Source organism: Campylobacter sp. CFSAN093246 (assembly GCF_012889415.1).
GTDB lineage: Bacteria > Campylobacterota > Campylobacteria > Campylobacterales > Campylobacteraceae > Campylobacter_D > Campylobacter_D jejuni.
Map to the genome: position 1 here is coordinate 84,148 of NZ_CP040613.1, position 15,556 is coordinate 99,703.

At 31.2% G+C, this 15,556-nt stretch carries 14 protein-coding genes and 1 pseudogene; 5 read left to right on the forward strand and 10 right to left on the reverse strand.

Going from position 1 to position 15,556, the window contains the following annotated elements; all coding sequences use genetic code 11:
* Positions 1–77 precede the first annotated feature (77 nt).
* Entirely contained in the window at positions 78–1,109 is a 1,032-nt protein-coding gene (locus FBE87_RS00370) for a Cj0069 family protein (protein ID WP_002860570.1), read from the forward strand.
* A 240-nt stretch (positions 1,110–1,349) separates the two neighbouring features.
* Here FBE87_RS00370 and FBE87_RS09150 read toward each other — a convergent pair.
* The 8 genes and pseudogenes from FBE87_RS09150 to cdtA all read right to left on the reverse strand — a co-directional run bounded on the left by FBE87_RS09150 (position 1,350) and on the right by cdtA (position 9,128).
* Positions 1,350–1,971 (reverse strand): annotated as a pseudogene (locus FBE87_RS09150) (bacteriohemerythrin).
* A gap of 173 nt (positions 1,972–2,144) precedes the next feature.
* Positions 2,145–2,801, reverse strand: a complete 657-nt coding sequence (locus tag FBE87_RS00380) for a lactate utilization protein C (RefSeq protein ID WP_002857772.1) — start codon at positions 2,799–2,801, stop codon at positions 2,145–2,147.
* Complete coding sequence (locus FBE87_RS00385; protein ID WP_002851925.1) at positions 2,794–4,233, reverse strand: LutB/LldF family L-lactate oxidation iron-sulfur protein; 1,440 nt, start codon at positions 4,231–4,233, stop codon at positions 2,794–2,796. The genes FBE87_RS00380 and FBE87_RS00385 overlap by 8 nt, the downstream gene beginning before the upstream one ends.
* A complete protein-coding gene (locus tag FBE87_RS00390) occupies positions 4,230–4,970 on the reverse strand; it encodes a (Fe-S)-binding protein (protein ID WP_002851599.1) in 741 nt (246 codons plus the stop codon). The genes FBE87_RS00385 and FBE87_RS00390 overlap by 4 nt, the downstream gene beginning before the upstream one ends.
* Before the next feature lie 123 nt (positions 4,971–5,093).
* Positions 5,094–6,776 (reverse strand): L-lactate permease, encoded by a 1,683-nt coding sequence (locus FBE87_RS00395; protein WP_002851907.1) that lies wholly within the window; start codon positions 6,774–6,776, stop codon positions 5,094–5,096.
* A 171-nt stretch (positions 6,777–6,947) separates the two neighbouring features.
* Complete coding sequence (cdtC, locus tag FBE87_RS00400) at positions 6,948–7,517, reverse strand: cytolethal distending toxin subunit Cj-CdtC (protein ID WP_002851967.1); 570 nt, start codon at positions 7,515–7,517, stop codon at positions 6,948–6,950.
* Between the two features lie 10 nt (positions 7,518–7,527).
* On the reverse strand, positions 7,528–8,325 hold the full coding sequence (gene cdtB, locus FBE87_RS00405; RefSeq protein ID WP_002851847.1) for a cytolethal distending toxin nuclease subunit Cj-CdtB: 798 nt from the start codon (positions 8,323–8,325) through the stop codon (positions 7,528–7,530).
* Positions 8,322–9,128, reverse strand: coding sequence for a cytolethal distending toxin subunit Cj-CdtA (cdtA, locus tag FBE87_RS00410; protein ID WP_002852021.1), 807 nt, complete (start codon positions 9,126–9,128; stop codon positions 8,322–8,324). Before cdtA ends, cdtB begins: the two co-directional genes overlap by 4 nt.
* Before the next feature lie 112 nt (positions 9,129–9,240).
* Between cdtA and FBE87_RS00415 the strand changes: the two genes are divergently transcribed.
* Genes FBE87_RS00415 through cydB form a run of 3 tightly spaced genes read left to right on the forward strand, consistent with a single transcriptional unit; the run spans position 9,241 to position 12,161 of the window.
* Entirely contained in the window at positions 9,241–9,474 is a 234-nt protein-coding gene (locus FBE87_RS00415; protein ID WP_002851632.1) for a DUF4492 domain-containing protein, read from the forward strand.
* Positions 9,475–11,037, forward strand: a complete 1,563-nt coding sequence (locus FBE87_RS00420; protein ID WP_002859765.1) for a cytochrome ubiquinol oxidase subunit I — start codon at positions 9,475–9,477, stop codon at positions 11,035–11,037. It abuts the gene before it with no gap.
* Entirely contained in the window at positions 11,037–12,161 is a 1,125-nt protein-coding gene (gene cydB, locus FBE87_RS00425; RefSeq protein WP_002871942.1) for a cytochrome d ubiquinol oxidase subunit II, read from the forward strand. The genes FBE87_RS00420 and cydB overlap by 1 nt, the downstream gene beginning before the upstream one ends.
* A gap of 193 nt (positions 12,162–12,354) precedes the next feature.
* Here cydB and FBE87_RS00430 read toward each other — a convergent pair whose 3' ends face one another.
* Both FBE87_RS00430 and ung read right to left on the reverse strand, forming a co-directional pair.
* Positions 12,355–13,050 (reverse strand): aspartate/glutamate racemase family protein, encoded by a 696-nt coding sequence (locus FBE87_RS00430; RefSeq protein WP_002851706.1) that lies wholly within the window; start codon positions 13,048–13,050, stop codon positions 12,355–12,357.
* Between the two features lie 119 nt (positions 13,051–13,169).
* Positions 13,170–13,865: a uracil-DNA glycosylase gene (gene ung / locus FBE87_RS00435; RefSeq protein ID WP_002859767.1), complete on the reverse strand. Its 696-nt coding sequence runs from the start codon at positions 13,863–13,865 to the stop codon at positions 13,170–13,172.
* A gap of 270 nt (positions 13,866–14,135) precedes the next feature.
* Between ung and aspA the strand changes: the two genes are divergently transcribed.
* Positions 14,136–15,542 (forward strand): aspartate ammonia-lyase, encoded by a 1,407-nt coding sequence (gene aspA / locus FBE87_RS00440; protein WP_002851742.1) that lies wholly within the window; start codon positions 14,136–14,138, stop codon positions 15,540–15,542.
* The last annotated feature ends 14 nt before the right edge of the window (positions 15,543–15,556 follow it).

Sequence of the window (15,556 nt, forward strand, 5' to 3'; positions counted from 1 at the left end):
ATATATAAATATTTTTATTTAATTTTTGTAATATTTTTATGCAATAATTATTTATATCTTAGATAAGGAGTAAAATAATGAAAAAAAATATTGTTTTTTTCGAAGTTAAAGGTGGGAGTGATAAAGGTGAAGATGGCTATAGAAAAGATACCATGCCTATGGTAAATGCCTTAAAAGCTAAGGGTTGGAATGCTGAGGTGATTTTTTTTGAAGTGGGTAAAAAAGATGAAATTTACAAATATGTGAAAGAAAATTTTGATGGTTATGTTTCTCGCATCAATCCTGGCAATCTTAAAGAAGAAAATGAGTATTTTGATATGTTAAGAAAACTTTATGCCGATAAGCTTGTAGGCATGCCTCATCCTGATGCTATGATAGGTTATGGCGCTAAAGATGCACTTACAAAATTAGCAGATACTGATCTTGTTCCAAGCGATACTTATGCTTACTATGATATTAAGACTTTTAAAGAAAATTTTCCAAAAAGTTTGGCTAAAGGTGAAAGGGTTTTAAAACAAAATCGTGGCTCTACAGGAGAGGGAATTTGGCGTGTGAGTGTAGAGGGTAATGTTAGTGGAGATAGTTTGCCTTTAAACACAAAAATCAAATGTACAGAAGCTAAGGATAATCATGTAGAACATAGAGAGCTTGGGGAATTTATGGATTTTTGCGAGCAATATATCATAGGTGATAATGGTATGCTTGTGGATATGACTTTTTTACCGCGCATTAAAGAAGGTGAAATCAGACTTTTAATGCTTTATAACACCCCTGTAAATGTAGTGCATAAAAAACCAGCCGAAGATGCTGATGCTTTTTCTGCTACGCTTTTTAGTGGGGCAAAATATCGCTATGATAAGCCAGAAGATTGGAAAACTTTGGTGGATATGTTTTTAGGCGAGCTTCCTAAGGTAAGGGAAAAATTAGGCAATTACGACTTACCATTGATTTGGACGGCTGATTTTATTTTAGATACTGATGAAAAGGGCAATGATAAATATGTTTTAGGCGAGATTAATTGTTCTTGTGTAGGTTTTACTTCTCATTTAGAACTTGCTGATGAAGTAGCTTCAAATATTATTAATATTGTAAGTAAAACTAAGGCTTAGTCTTTAAGCTTAATGTCCATTTTATTATTGCAAAATGGACATTCTTTTTCTATTGTTTTTAAGTTTGAGCTATATTCTATCGAGAAAAAATTTTCACAAAATGAGCATTTTGTATCTTTGGTTAGCATAGGATAGGAATAGTCAAATTTATCCAAAATAAAATATTTTATTTTTTATCCTTAAATTTCCTTCTTTGTCTAACTTATACTTTATTTATTATTTTAACGCATAAATAGTTAATTAGAAATTTTCTGAATATTTTTTATAAAACTGTATGGCTTCTTTGCATTTTTTACATTTAAATTTTACGCCCTTAAGTTGAATTTTTTGATGAATTTCAAATGGTACATCATGCATTTGTTCTACGCATTCGCATGTATAAAGATAAACTGTATTTTCATCATCTTTTTCTTCTTTGACTTCTTCAAAGCTTACTTCCCCATCATCTTCAGAAGTTAAAGAAGATCTTCTGTATTGTTCAACTTTCACATCTTTATAGAGTATATGTTCTAAAAGCCATTTTTTAGAAACTGTGTAAAGCTTCTCTTTTAAATCATTAGTGGTTTTTATGTTTTGTATAAGATAAGACATATCACGAATGATATTTTATGCATGATTTTGTGTTCATTTAAATAAGGATAATGAATTTCTTGCATATAATCTTCTTCATTACTAAAATGTTCTTTCATATAGTTAAAAAGTTCTGTTAAAATTTCTTTGAGTTCTTCTCGTTTTACAAATTTATAAACAGCACTTTCAACCTTGCTTGCAAGTTCACAAAGTTTTTGGTGTTGAATGTCAATCATTGTGTCATGAATACTGTATTTTCATTCCAAGTTGGAATTAGTTTATCTAAAAGCACCTTCTTTAATTTTTGTATTTAAAAATTAATTTAATATATTTGAGTGAAATATTACATAATATTTTATTAAAATATTATTAATTAGAAATTATATATTTTATTTATATTTGTATAATATAAAAAATATATATAATTAATATTAAAAATTAAGACTTACTGATTCTAGTATAGAATCAGTAAATAATAATATGTGCAATTTGTGGCCCATGAACACCAAAAACAGTGATAAGTTCTATATCTGCTGTTCTTGAAGGCCCTGCTATAAATAAGATATTAGTAGGTAAAATTTCATTTTCTTTTTTTACTAAATTTAAAGCTTCGCTAAGACTTTTAACAACATTTTCTTTTTTAAGCAATACTATGCAAAGTTTAGGTGCAAGGCTTAGCATTCTAGGTTGGGTTTTACTTGAAGGTATAAGTGCAACTCCGTGAGAGCTTACCCCTGCTCTTGCGTGAATGATGGAAAAATCACTATGAAAAACTTCAGATCTTAAATTTTCGATTTCTTTATCAAAGCAAATCTTTTTTTCTGCTTTGATTTGTTCTAAATTTAAATTTAAATCCGCTCCATAAATCATACTTTTAAAGCCATATTTTGCGACAATTTCATTGATTTTTTCTTCTAAGGTATCTTTTGTAGCATTTTCAACGATGTATTTGTTATCGCTCATTTTTTGCTTCATTTCTGTAAGCATATCTTGGGTTGTCTGGATATGTTCTACAGGATCTATACTTTCAATGCGTGTGAAAGTTGTTTCTTTGTAAGCTTTTTTAAGATGTTCTAAAATATTTGCTTTGCTTTTGCTTGAAATTTCATCGATTTTACTCATAGCTTACTCCTTCTAGTTTTTGCACTTCTTTATAAAGATCCATTTTAATTTGAGGTAATTCTTTAAAAGCGTACCATTTTTTAATCACAGGCAAAATGCTTGCGAAATTTTGTACCGTCCAGTTGAAATAATGTGCTTTTGAAAGTGAAAAACGCCATTTATCGCCATTGGTTGCGATATTTTTAAATTGTTTAAAAGCAAAGGCTTCTAGGGCATTGTGATGAACATTATTTGCTCCTAAAGGTGGATTTTTACCTTGTCCTATTTTATCACATCTTAATTTGCGAATAAGATCAGCCAAAGGAATTTGGACTGGACAAACTTCAGAACAACGCCCACAAAGTGAACAGAAATTCAAAATATCTCCTGTATGATCTATACCAAAAATATTAGGACTGATTACTTCTCCTATAGGTCCTGGATAAGTGGTTTGATAAGCATGTCCGCCGATTTGATCATAAACAGGGCAAAAATTCATACAAGCCCCGCATCGAATACAACGCAAAGCCTCATAATAATCCTCATGAGCTAACATTTTAGAGCGATTGTGATCAAATAAAATCACATGTACTTCTTTAGGACCATCTAAATCTCCATTTTTTCTAGGACCTGTAATGATATTGTTATAAGTTGGTATAAATTGTCCTGTGGCTGAAGGAGTAAGTAAAGAAACCATAGTAGCCGCATCTTCAAAGCTTTCCATGATTTTTTCTATACCACAAAGTGCGATATGAATATCAGGTGCTGTAGTGCACATTCTACCATTTCCTTCATTTTCTATAAGCCAAAAAGCTCCTTCTCTTGACATGGCAAAATTGACCCCACTAAGTCCAAGTTTTAAGCCTTCAAAATCTTTTCTTAAATGTTCTCTAGCCACCGCATTTAAACTTTCGGGTTCATCGTTTTCTAAATTTGCTCCTAATTTTTCTTTGAAAATTTCTCCGATTTCATGGCGGTTTCTATGTATGGCAGGTACAACTATGTGTAAAGGGGGTTCTTCATTAAGCTGTAAAATAAGCTCTCCAAGATCGGTTTCTATAGCTTTTAAACCTTTTTTTTCTAGGTAGTGATTTAGGCCTATTTCTTCACTTGCCATAGACTTGCCTTTTAAAAGCTTGGTGATATTTTTTTCTTTCATGATTTCATAGACGATTTCACAGGCATCTTCATCACTACTTGCCCAATGCACCTTAATGCCATTTTTTGTAGCATTTTTTTCAAATTCTAAAAGTCTTTCTTCTAAGCTCATTAAGGCATTATTTTTAGCTTGCTTAGCTTTAGCTCTTAAGCCCTGCCAGTCTTTAAATCTAGCATCAATAACATTGAGTCTATTTTTTTGCAAAGTATGCATGGCAGTCATTAAATTTTCTTGCATTTGTTTGTCATTGAGTTTAATTTGAACGATTTGTTCGTGAGGAATTTTTTGACTCATAGTCTCCCTCCTTCTAAGCGTTTAAGTAAAAAGTCATATAAATGTATGCCTTTTATATCCAAACCCATTCTTTTCATTGTGCCATCTATATTTAAAAGACAACCTCCATCACCACTGATGAGATATTTTGCACCGCTATTTTGTATATCTTTGATTTTGCTTCTTACCATAGCATTTGAAATTTCAGGCTCTTTTACTGAAAAGGTTCCTCCAAAACCACAGCATTCTTCTTCGTATTGAAGTTCTACTAATTCTACGTTTTTTAGTTTTTTGATAAGATTTTTACTCGCTTGTATGCTTTTTTGCACTCTTAAAGCATGGCAATTAGAATGCCAAGTTACTTTTATAGGTACACCTTTATCTTCATAATCTACTTTTAAAACTTCATCAAGGTATTGTGAAAGTTCTATCACTCTAGAGCTAAAAGTTTTTATTTTGGAAAATTCAGGTCTGTTTTTAAAAAGCTCTTTATAGTCATGACTCATCATACCCGCACAAGAACCACTGGGTACAACGATGGGATAATCTTTATCAAATAAATCTACATTATATAAAGCGATCTCACGACTTTCATCGAAATAACCTGAGTTAAAAGAAGGTTGGGCGCAACAGGTTTGATTTTTTTTGAAAATCACTTCAATACCCTCACGCCTTAAAAGTTTTATCGCATTTAAAACGCTTTGTTGCATAGCAGTACTTCCTAAGCATGTGGCGTAAAAATACACTTTTTTCATCATTTTTCTCCTTTTAGGATAATTTAGGATAAATATTCTAATCCTGTAAAAATAAAAGCAAAGTAAAATTTCTAACAAATATTCTAAAAACGAATATTTGTTGAAATAAAACTTAAATTTTTTTAATTATTTCACTATAACTTCAGGGATGATTCCTTGTAAGAAAAAAGCTATAATGCAAGTCCAAATTCCTATTAAAATAATAAAAGCTACAGAATATTTTAATGTGAATTTGAAAAGATCAGATTCTTTTCCCACAAGTCCAACCGCTGCACAAGCTATAGCAATGCTTTGTGGACTGATCATCTTCCCAACAACCCCACCTACTGAATTAGCTGCTAAAAATAAAGCTTCGCTAATACCTAGTTTTTGAGCGCTTACTTGTTGCAAGGTTCCAAAAAGTAAATTAGCACTTGTATCAGAGCCTGTTAAAAATACCCCTATCCAGCCAATGATTGGTGAAAAGAAAGAAAAAGCATCACCTGTGTGTGCAAAAGCAAGTCCTAAAGTAGTGCTCATACCACTATTTTTAGAGATAAAAGCAAAGGCCACAACCAAACCTATGGTGATACAAGGTATAGCCATTTCTTTTAAGGTAACCCAAAAGCATTCTGCAGCATCTTCGGCTTTGATTTTTAAAATAGCTATAGTTAAAAAAGCGGCAAGTAAAATCGCTGTTCCTGCTTGAGCTACGGTTTTTCCATTGATTAAATCTACACCCAAGGCCAAAGATAAAGGCTTAGCTTCTCCTATGCCTGTGATAGAAGGGCTTAAAATTCCAGTTGTGATATTGCTAAATTGTAAAGTAATACTTGTATAGCTTAAAATTCCGTCCTTATCAAAGAGAGCTTTAAACCAAGGTTGTGTCCAAATGATAATACAAACAATGAGTAAAATAAAAGGTGACCAAGCTTTTAAAATTTGATTAAAACTTAAGGTGTTATCTTGAGTGAAATTGCTTTCATTGTCAAATCTAAAAATATTTTTTGGTTTCCAAAATTTCAAAAATACAGTCGTAACTGCTAAAGAAACCACAGCTGAAATAATATCAGGTAATTCCGCTCCTAGGTGATTTGAGCTTAAAAATTGAGTAGTTGTAAAACTTAGCGCCGCAACTAAAATAGCTGGAAAAGTTTCTTTAATACCTTTAAATCCATCCATTAAAAAAACTATGAAAAAAGGTATAGTAAGGCTTAAAGGAACTAGCATTCTACCTACCATGGCAGAAACTGAATGCTGTTCTATGCCGACAAGATTTGCCATAGCAATAATAGGAATTCCCACCGCACCAAAAGCAACAGGAGCGGTATTTGCGATAAGACAAAGCCCTGCAGCTTGTAAAGGACGCAAGCCAAGTCCTACTAAAAGTGCAGCGGTTATAGCCACAGGGCCACCAAAACCTATAGCACCCTCTAAAAATGAACCAAAACAAAAACCTATTAAAATCACTTGAATTCTATGATCTGGAGTAATGCTCATCACGCTTTTTTTAATGATTTCAAAAGAACCTGACTTGATAGAAAGTTTGTAAAGAAAGATTGCCGCGATGATAATCCAAGCTATAGGCCACATACCATTTGTAAAGCCTTGAATAAAACTTGCACCCACTAAATTCCAAGGCATTTTATAGGCAAATAAAGCTACTAAAGTAGCAAGTATAACAGTTAAAAAACCTGCTTGATAGCCTTTAAGTTTTAAAACAACCAAACAAACTAAAAAACATAGTATAGGTAAAAATGCCACTAAAGCACTTAGCCAAATGTTTGAAAAAGGGTCATAAATTTGTTGCCATGTTAAAATTTGTTCCAATTTTTCCTCCTTGATAATTATTATGTATAAATTTATTGTAACAAAAAATTACATTAAAATAAAAAAATTATAGAGTAAGGTAAATTACATTGTATTATTATTAATTATTTTGTGTATTTTAGTAATATCATAAATATTAAATAAATATAAAAATAGAACAAGATAAAAATCTTATTCTAAAGGGGTAGCAGCTGTTAAAGGTGGGGTTATAATCATTAGTTCATTTACTTCAGCAAAAAAAATAGGATCTAGGGTGCAAGGGGCTATTCCAAAGCGTTTTTGTATAGGAATATTTGGATTAAAAAAAGTTACTATACATTCATCAGATTCCAAAACTAAAGAACGAATTTGCACAGCTGAAGTTGTTGTTGGCATTATAGAAAATACAGTTTCTAATTTACCATCTTTTAGATCATCTTGACAAGATTTTGCTCCAAAGGTTCCATCTTCTAAGATGGCTAAACAAAGATCGCTTTCTTTTGGATTTGTAAATTGCACATAACCAAAAGGAAGTTCATCAGCTAATTTATCTTTTTGTTTTAACTCATCGCTTAAAACAATTTCTTTAATATTCCAATTTTGATCAATAGGATCTTTTGAGGTATCCCTAAAGGCGCTTAAAAAAATTCCCGTTTCTAAGCTTCTTATAGAAACCATTTCGGTAAAATCTTTCAAATCTCCAGTAGGAGTTGCAAAGGCTAAAGTTATAAACATAAAAAACAAAGTAATAATTTTTTTCATATTAAATGTCCTAAAATTTTCTAAAATTTACTGGAAAATGATCTGAAACTATATGAGATCTTAAACTTGCAAGCATTAAAATCGCAGCTAAAAGCGGTGGAGTATAGGTTTGTTGTCTATTTGAATTTCCTGTAATTGCATAATCAAGAGTCCCTCCGCTTGCTTGAGTTGCGCTAGTTGGAAAAACCACTCTAATTCTATTTGCTAATTCTCTATCCACTGTACTTGTTATAGTAGAAGGATCACGGTTAAAATCCCCTGCTATCATCCAGTTAACTTGAGGCATATTTGCAAAATGTGCATCTACAGCTGTGATAATTGCTCCTACATCTGTTCCTCCATTAGCTAAAGCATGGATATTGAAAAAAGCATCATTTCCATTGCGAATTCCTATAATGGGTCTTGAAACTGTAGTAGGTGGAGGTAAAACAATCACTTCTTCAGCTTGCATTCTTGAAACTATAGCTAAATTTACACGATTAGCTCCTACATCAACGCGAGAATAATAAATAAAAACCCTATCAGGCCTTGAAAGAGTTCCTAAATTCCACTCATATTCATCAATAGGTGTTCCACCTTGTTGCACATGGCGTCCTGTTGGAGTGGCTGTTCTTGGTAAAGTTCCTGCTTCTTGTATCATTAAGATATCTAAGGGGTTTGCTCCACTTACAAGTTGTCTTACACTAACACTCCATTTGCTTTCTGTGGCTGCGGATGAGCCTTGCAAATTCCAAGTGCCAACATTAAAATTTTCTAAATTTGCAAAAGCAAGGTTAAAAGATAAAAATAAACATATAATTTTTTTCATCGTACCTCTCCTTGGCGATATAAAGGTTTTGCGGTAAAAGGCGGAGTAGTTAAAAACCATTGTTGATCAAAATTATCTTTTTTTGCACACTCTACGGTAAAAATTTTAAAAACCTTGTGAAAATCACCATAAAGATTTGTAATAGGTGCTTGTATGCATTTTCCATTTCCTAAATTTTTAATTTGAACCGCTGTATTGCTCATAGGGATAAGTTTCCACATTTGTGCGTGATTGCTTGCATCACAAGGATAATGGACAATTCCATTACCATAAGCATTAAGACAAGTATTGGTTTTGGCATTTTTAATCATTGCAAAATCATTAGGATAAAGCAAAAGTTGCCAAACTCTAGCATCGCCAAATCCTTTGCTATCGATTAAAGTATAGCCCCAAATCCAATTTCCTTGTGCTAAAGCCCAAACCGTTAAAGCTGCTCCGCTAGGGCCTAAAATGGTTAAAAAATCAGAAACCGCAGGGCGATTTTCAAAAATTAAAACATCATTAAAAGCTTCGTCTTTAAAGCGAGGATTGATCCCATTTGCTGCATTATTGTTGGCACTATTGCTTGTTCTAGTTAAAGGTGGGGTAATAGGAGTAATAGGTACTAAATCAGCACCGCTAATTAAACTTGGAATTTCTTGATTGGTAGGAAAAGTAGGTTCAAGTCCTAGTTTTAAAGGATCAGTATCTTCAAATTCTCCAAATGAACGCCCCAAAGGATTTACATTTTCAAATTTAGAAGAACATGCATAAAGAAAAAAAGTCATAAAACAACATAAAATAAAAACTATAATTTTTTGCATTAAAAACCTTGATATGTATTTAAATTTTTAAGAAAATAATAACATAAATTTCATTATAATTTTCCGCTTTTTAAAAATGTTTTATTTTGTTGTTTTTAAAGGTAGAATTTATATGTATCTTAAACACTTATATTTTAGCATCTCTCAAATTTTTAATTTTTACAAAGAAGGTTTTAAAAATTTAACTCTTGGAAAGACCCTTTGGAAAATTATTTTTATCAAACTTTTTGTTATGTTTGTGATTTTAAAACTTTTTGTTTTTGATGTAAATTTTAATTCTATTTTTAAAAGCGACAAAGAAAAAAGCACTTTTGTACTCAAAAATCTTACACTCGAAGGAAAATAAATGAACGAACTTAGTAGCGTTGATTGGTCAAGAGCGCAGTTTGCTTTAACTGCACTTTATCATTTTTTGTTTGTGCCTTTAACCTTAGGCTTGTCTTTTATGATCGCTATCATGGAAACCATCTATGTAAAAACTAAAAATGAAAGATGGAAAAAAATCACCAAATTTTGGCTTTCATTATTTGCTATAAATTTTGCTATCGGTGTAGCTACAGGCATTATAATGGAATTTGAATTTGGAACAAACTGGGCAAATTATAGCTGGTTTGTGGGTGATATTTTTGGTGCACCTTTGGCGGTTGAAGGTATTATGGCATTTTTTTTAGAGGCTACTTTTTTTGCAGTTATGTTTTTTGGCTGGGATAAAGTAAGCAAGGGTTTTCACTTACTTTCAACTTGGTGTGTGGCTATAGGAAGTAATCTTTCTGCTTTTTGGATTTTAGTGGCAAATGGTTGGATGCAATATCCTGTAGGAATGAGCTTTAACCCTGACACAGCAAGAAATGAAATGCAAAGCTTTTTTGAAGTAGCACTTTCTCCTGTAGCTATTTCAAAATTTTTACATACCATAGGCAGTGGTTATGTAATTTCAGCTTTATTTGTAATGGGAATTTCAGCTTGGTTTATGTTAAAAGGACGCCATATTATCGAGGCTAAAAAAAGCTTAGTTGTAGGAGCTAGTTTTGGTTTGGTTTGTTCAATCTTTTTGTTTTTCAGCGGAGATGAAAGCGCTTACCGTGTAACTCAAACTCAACCTATGAAACTTGCAGCTATGGAAGGGGTTTATCAAGGTGAACATCGTGCAGGACTTGTACCTTTTGGAATTTTAAATCCTAAAAAAACCATAGATAATAACGAAAGTGTGTTTTTATTTGACATTACTATACCTTACGCTCTTTCTATATTAGGAAACCGTGATCCAAATTCTTTTGTTCCAGGAATTGAAGATTTGATCTATGGAAATGAAAGCAAAGGTATAGAACCTATGCAAAATCGTATCGATAGAGGAAAAATCGCTATACAAGCTCTAAAAGACTATAAACTTGCTAAAGAAAACAATGATACAATAGCTATGGCAAATCACAAATCCATTTTAGAAACTCATTTTAAAGATTTTGGTTATGGATATTTAGAAAAACCAAGCGATACTATTCCACCTGTGGCTTTAACTTTTTATAGCTTTCATATCATGGTTGCTTTAGGAAGTTTTTTCTTTTTACTTTTCATCGTTACGCTTTATCTTACCATGGCAAATGATATTGAGAAATTTAGAAAAGTACTTTGGGTGTGTTTGTTATCCATTCCATTGGGTTATATTGCCGCTGAAGCAGGTTGGATTGTTGCTGAAGTAGGCAGACAACCTTGGGCAATTCAAGACTTGCTTCCTGTACATATCGCAGCAACACAACTTGGAAAAGTCAATGTTCAAATTTCATTTTGGATTTTTGCAGTACTTTTTACAGCATTATTGATTGCAGAAGTTAAAATCATGCTTACTCAGATTAAAAAAGGTTTTGACGCACATGCAGGACATACTCCACTTATGGGCAAAGGAGAAAAATAATGTTTTTTGGTTTAGAACTTGAAGGTTTGCAAATTTATTGGTGGTTGATTTTAAGTTTACTTGGTGGACTTTTAGTTTTTATGTTTTTTGTTCAAGGTGGACAGACTTTAATCGATGAGCTTAGCAAGGATGAGCTTGAAAAAACTATGCTAGTTAATTCTTTAGGGCGTAAATGGGAGCTTGGTTTTACAACTCTCGTACTTTTTGGCGGAGCAGCTTTTGCAGCTTTTCCACTTTTTTATAGTACAAGTTTTGGCGGAGCTTATTGGGCTTGGCTTTGTATTTTATTTTGTTTTATTTTACAGGCTGTGGCTTATGAATATCGCAAAAAAGAAAATAATGTTTATGGCTCTAAAACCTATGAAATTTTTCTTAAAATTAATGGTTATTTAGGTGTGTTTTTAATCGGAGTTGCAGTAAGTAGTTTTTTTAGCGGTTCTGAATTTATCTTAAATGAGCATAATTTTGTTTCTTGGCAAAATCCTTTGCACGGCTTAGAACTTTTACTTAATCCTTTTAATTATCTCTTAGGCTTAGCTTTAGTATTTTTAGCAAGGCTTTTAGGCGCAGCGTATTTTATGAACAATATCAATGATGAGAATATCAAAATAAGAGCTATGAAAAAACTCATGATCAATAGTATTTTATTTTTACCTTTTTTCTTAGGTTTTTTAGCGTGGATTTTCTTAAAAGATGGTTTTAGTGTAGATACAAATGGAGTTGTAAGCATGAGTGCGAATTTATATTTATATAATTTCTTAAATCAAATGATTTTTGCTGTTTTGCTTGTTATTGGTGTGATTTTAGTGCTTTTAGGTATGGTTCAAGGAACAAAAGGTTGCTCTAAAGCTATTTTTACCCTAGGACTTGGAACGGTTTTAACAGTTTTTGCTTTATTATCAAGCATTGGTTTAGGTCAAAGTGCTTTTTACCCATCTTTAAGTGATTTACAAAGTTCTTTAACTTTAAAAAATGCAAGTTCAAGCTATTATACTCTAAACGTCATGGCTTATGTATCTTTACTTGTACCTTTTGTTTTAGCTTATATTATCTATGTTTGGAATGCAATGGATAAAGTAAAAATCACACGCGAAGAAATCGCAAACGATGATCACGCATATTAAGGAGAAAAAATGTTACATACTTTGTTTTTATTGGCTTGGCCTTTAGTAATTTATCTGAGCTATAAATTTATAATGCTAAATATCAATCAATTAGAAAAAGATAGCAAACTATAAAGCAAGATAAGATTTAAACCGATATAAGTATAAATCTTTTCAAAATATTGCAATTTGCCCATTTTTGGGCATCTTTTAATCATAAATCTTTTAAAGCTTCATTAGCAGCATCAAGGGCGTGAATAAGGCTTGTGTCAAAAATTTTGATATTTGTATCATTTTTGGATATTAATAAACCAATTTCAGTGCAAGCTAAAAGCACTCCTTTTGCCCCTTTTTCTTGTAGTTTTTTTATAATATTTAAATATTTTTCTTTAGAATCTTGCTTGATTTCACCTTTGCAAAGCTCATTAAAAATGATATCATTAACGATTTTTATATCTTCATCACTAGGAGTAATAACGCTAATATTTTCTTCAATCAGCATTTTTTTATAAAAATCCTGCGTCATTGTGTATTTAGTACCCAATAAACCAATTTTTTGTATGTTTTCTTGTTTTAAAGCCTTAGCAGAACTTTTTGCAATATGTAAAATAGGGATATTTATATTTTGTTGAATTTCATCAAAAACCTTATGCATAGTATTAGTTGCAATTATTATAAAATTAGCCCCTGCAAGTTCTAATTTTTTAGCACATTGAGTCAAAATTTGTGCAGCTTCTTGCCATTTATCTTGGCTTTGTAAATTTTCTATTTCTTCAAAATTAACACTGTAAAGTAAAATTTTTGCAGAATTTAAAGATTTTAATTTATCATTTATAGCTTGATTTATTGTTTTATAATAAGTAATAGTGCTTTCAAAACTCATTCCGCCTATAATACCAATGGTTTTCATTTTTCTCCTTAAGAATTAATTTTTGAGTCGTTTTATTACAATATATTTCATAGAAATATGATTTATTTTTAAATAAATAAATATATTTTAATATTTTTATTAAAGTTTAAAATAATTTTTTAAACTATTTTCCAATCTATAGGAATTTTACCAACTTTTTTTAAAAATTCATTAGCCTTTGAAAAATGCTTACAACCTAAAAATCCTGTTCTAGCTAAAGGGCTTGGGTGAGCTGCTTTTAAAATCAAATGCTTAGTATTATCAATCAAAATCTCCTTGTTTTTTGCGTAATTTCCCCAAAGCATAAAAACAAGCCCTGATTTTTCATTACTTAATTTATGTATTATAGCATCACTAAATTCTTGCCAACCCCACGAACTATGGCTAGCTGCTTTATTTGCTTCAACGCTAAGAATAGAATTTAAGAGCAAAACTCCTTGTTTTGCCCAAGAGCTTAAATCTCCGCTTTTTGCTGGAGTGATGTTTAAATCATTTTGCAATTCTTTAAAAATATTATTAAGACTTGGTGGGATTTTTACATTTTTTGGAACCGAAAAACTAAGCCCCATTGCTTGATTTGGTTGATGATAAGGATCTTGTCCTAGGATAATAATTTTAATTTCTTTTAAAGGACATAAATTAAAAGCATTAAAGATTAAATTTGCAGGCGGATAAATAACTATATTTTGATTAATCGCATTTAGGTATTGTTTTTTGATTTCTAGAAAATATTTTTTTTGAAATTCGTCTCTTAAAAATTCTTTCCAGTCATCATTTATTTTAATCTTATCTATGTTTATTGTAATTTCTTCCATATTATCCCTAATTATTTAAATTATTAAAAATTTTATTCTAACAAAAAAGCTTGCAAAAATATATTAATTTTTTTTAAAGTAAATAAAATTTTTTATATTAATAAAAATTAAATATAAAGACATAATAGGATATAAAAATACTTAATTTATTGTATTTGAAAGTAGTTTTCTTATTAACCAATTATTAACTAAAAATGCAATATCATTATTTTATGATTTAAATCAAAAATTTTTGATTTTAAATTAAAATACTTTTATGAAAGGTTCAAAATGGGAACAAGAAAAGAACATGATTTTATTGGGGAATTAGAAATCTCTGATGAGGTTTATTATGGAGTGCAAACTTTTAGAGCTGTTGAAAATTTTGATATTTCTCATGATAGATTAAAAGATTTTCCTCGCTTTGTTAGAGCTTTGGCTAGAGTAAAAAAAGCTGCAGCTATGGCAAATCATGAATTAGGTCTTTTGGATAAAAATATCCAAGATGCGATTATTAAAGCGTGCGATAAAATTTTAGAAGGCGGATATTATGATCAATTTGTAGTAGATATGATCCAAGGAGGTGCTGGAACAAGTACAAATATGAATGCTAATGAAGTTATAGCGAACATAGGACTTGAACTTATGGGTCATAAAAAAGGTGAATACCAATATCTTCATCCAAATGATCATGTTAATTTAAGCCAAAGTACTAATGATGCTTATCCTACAGCTTTACACCTTGCCTTGCATGATTATTTAAGTGATTTGGCAAAAGCTATGGAACATCTAAAAAAAGCTTATGAGAGAAAAGCTGAAGAATTTAAAGATGTTCTTAAAATGGGTAGAACCCAACTGCAAGATGCTGTACCTATGACTTTAGGTCGTGAATTTAAAACTTTTGCCGTAATGATAGGTGAAGATATACAAAGAGTATTAGAAGCTAGAAAATTGATTTTAGAGATCAATTTGGGTGGAACTGCTATTGGAACAGGAATTAATTCTCATCCTGATTATCCGAAGGTTGTAGAAAGAAAAATAAGAGAAGTGACAGGTTTTGAATATACTGTGGCTGAGGATTTAATCGAGGCGACTCAAGATACGGGAGCTTATGTACAAATTTCAGGTGTTTTAAAACGTGTTGCAACAAAACTTTCTAAAGTATGTAATGACTTAAGACTTTTAAGTAGTGGTCCAAAATGTGGTCTTAATGAGATTAATCTTCCAAAAATGCAACCAGGTAGTTCTATCATGCCAGGTAAGGTAAATCCTGTTATTCCTGAAGTAGTTAATCAAGTTTGTTATTTTGTTATTGGAGCAGACGTAACTGTAACTTTTGCTTGTGAGGGTGGACAATTACAACTTAATGTTTTTGAACCAGTTGTAGCATATAGCTTATTTAATTCTGTTGTAATGCTAGAAAAAGCAATGTATACTTTAGCTGATAAATGTATAGATGGTATTACCGCAAATGAAAAAATTTGTTCAGACTTTGTCTATAATTCAGTAGGTATAGTAACAGCTTTAAATCCTTATATTGGTTATGAAAATTCAGCTTCTATAGCCAAAGAGGCAATGAACACTGGAAAAAGAGTGGCTGATATTGCGCTTGAAAGAGGGCTTTTAAGCAAAGAACAAATTGATGAAATTTTAACTCCATCAAATATGCTAAATCCTCACATGGAAGCTAAAAAATAGCACTTAGGATTTAA